Annotated in this window: 3 protein-coding genes; 2 read left to right on the forward strand and 1 reads right to left on the reverse strand. The window is 43.2% G+C overall.

The genetic code is table 11. The features are described 5' to 3' along the window. Positions 1-800 (reverse strand): rod shape-determining protein MreB (mreB, locus tag AC1MDJ_RS07470; protein WP_479690297.1); only part of this gene is annotated, 800 nt, incomplete at its 3' end. A gap of 235 nt (positions 801-1,035) precedes the next feature. Between mreB and AC1MDJ_RS07475 the strand changes: the two genes are divergently transcribed. After that, complete coding sequence (locus AC1MDJ_RS07475) at positions 1,036-1,731, forward strand: hypothetical protein (protein WP_479690298.1); 696 nt, start codon at positions 1,036-1,038, stop codon at positions 1,729-1,731. A gap of 56 nt (positions 1,732-1,787) precedes the next feature. After that, positions 1,788-2,743 (forward strand): flagellar hook-length control protein FliK (locus tag AC1MDJ_RS07480; protein WP_479690299.1); only part of this gene is annotated, 956 nt, incomplete at its 3' end.

A 2,743-nucleotide genomic window follows, 5' to 3' on the forward strand; every position in this document is an offset into this window, starting at 1 on the left:
ACAGCACCTATTATTTTAAGCACAGATTCCTCAAGTGCTTCACGTATCTCCATGTCGCTAACTTCTCTTATCTTAGGCGAACCTGTCACCAGCTCTCGCCCCTTTATCTCTGCATGCGCTACCTCGTCAAGCGGGTATGCAGAGCCGATTAGCTCCTTTACATATTCACCTGTAGGGGTACTTATAAGTAGTCCGTATTTTTCCTTTACGTAGTTGACTATGGAGTCCGTCATCTCATCGCCACCTACGCGGACAGATGAGCTATACACGATGCTAAATAGCGAGATGAGAGCAACTTCAGTAGTGCCACCGCCTATGTCAACAACCATATTGCCAGACGGCTTGTTGACAGGCAGACCTGCACCAAGTGCGGCTGCCATAGGTTCTTCTATAATATGAACATTTCTAGCACCAGAGTTTATGGCAATTTCGCGGACAGCACGTCTCTCCACCTGAGTGACGCCAGACGGCACGCATATAATCATTCGCGGGCGGATAAGCATCCTGCGAGGCTGCACTTTGTCTATGAAATAGCGTAGCATACGTTCAGCCGTGTCAAAGTCAGCTATGACGCCGTCTTTCATAGGGCGTATGGTGGTGATATTGCGCGGGGTGCGCCCTATCATACCTTTAGCCTCTGCACCTATGGCTATTATCTCATCAGTATTGCTATCTATGGCAACAACAGAAGGTTCATTGCAAACAATACCTTTGCCACTCACGTACACAAGCGTGTTCGCTGTGCCAAGGTCTATCGCTACATCCAACAGGAACATCTGTTGTAACATTCCAAAATTCATCTATAACCCCGCAGAAATTGAAAACTACTTATATTTAATAGCCAACTTAGCTTATAAAGTCAATATAAATTTAAGAATCACTTCCACTTATTTATAAAGCTATATAGTCAAATGTATAGGTTGTCTATAACAATATCTATTTTTATCATATAGCTATATGCAGGTAAAAACAATAAACATTTGAGCTTACCATATTAGATTTGGCACAGTTTTTTCTATACAACTCTCACTACTAATGTATTATGAAATGTTAGCCTCTACAGGCATTGATTTAGGGAATTCCGTTGCGCATATAACGGTGGCGGACGGTGCGGGTAGCGATGTGCCACCGACTAACTTTCAGGACGTTTTTGATGATGTGATGCGCAATTCGCAGATAGCTAGCGAGTTAGCCAGTAAAACATCCTCATATCAAGAGGATACACAAAACACACAGACTAAAAATGTGCTCTACCCCAGACAGCAGGAGCAGCTTGCTATTTCACGCACAGAGGACAGAGCAGAAATCAGCGATACAAAAAACCACGCAGACAATATATTTGGAGAGAACGTTTTAGACGACTTTAAGTTGAATGTTAATGTTGTTGTCACAGAGGGGAACGTTGAACTAGATAACATGTTGTTTATCAGCGATACGAACGAATGGATTGCTGATGACGGTGAGCTTAACGAGCTTAACGAGCTTAACGAGCTTAACGAGCTTAACGAGCTTAATGAGCTTAATGAGGTGCTTGCTACTGCGGTATCTGCCACTGCAGTGCCCGTTGAAGTAATATTTGAAATAGTTGCAGATAGTGCTATTAGTGCTATGCATAGCAATGAATCCACGCAATTCTTTATAGAAACCACGTTGCAGGAAAATATTTCCGATGAAACAACTAATAGGGGGGGGGGGGTCAACATTTTATCGACGAGGAAAATGTCCACGTAGAGGGAGATGTAGTATCAGATGAGAGGGAAAATATTGCCAGTCTGGAAGACGTAGAGGTGACAACACTACAATTAGCTACTGACGATAATTTGACTGATAGTAAAGCTGTTGAAACAACTAATAAGGGGGGGGGTCAACAGATTATTGACGAGGAAAATGTTCACGTAGAGGGAGATGTAGTATCAGATGAGAGGGAAAATATTGCCAGTCTGGAAGACGTAGAGGTGGCAACACTACAATTAGTTGCTGACGATAGTTTGACTGATAGTAAAGCTGTAAATATTGAGCCAGTAAAGGCAGGAGCGGCAAAAAAGCTGGAAATGGCTAACGAAAGAGAAGTAGCTGACAATAATGAAAAAGTTGATAAGAGTAGCAGTAAGGATGAGAGCGGAGTAGATGATAGAAATAGTGATAATAAGAATAAAAATAAAAATAAAGATGATGTAGTTGCAAAGAGCCAACCGGTAGAGGTTAGCGGAGCACAAAAAACTTTTGGCACGGAAAATGCTAACTCTACAAATGCGACTACTGGAAATGCGACCGTTGGCACTAATGGTGTTGAAAAAAGCCTTAAATGGACGGACAAGAAAGACGTTGTTAATTTTGCCAAGCTGGTTAAGGGTGCGGGGAAGAGTGGCGTTACTAGACTGACTGTTAGATTAAACCCAGTGTCATTAGGCAAGGTAGAGATACAGCTGACTGATAGTGCGGGCAAACTTACGGCAAGGATAATTGCCAGCAGTGATGAGACTAGGGCGTTCTTTGTGGCAAATGGAGAGATAATCCGTCAGCAGTTAGAGGCGGAGGGGATTAAGGTTGCCTCTATTGAGGTCGGTAGGATAGCACAGGCTGGGGAACGTGAAGCTAGCGGTGATTCTAAAGATAACAGCACCTATTATTTTAAGCACAGATTCCTCAAGTGCTTCACGTATCTCCATGTCGCTAACTTCTCTTATCTTAGGCGAACCTGTCACCAGCTCTCGCCCCTTTATCTCTGCATGCGCTACCTCGT

This window comes from Candidatus Termitispirillum reticulitermitis, from assembly GCF_054655775.1.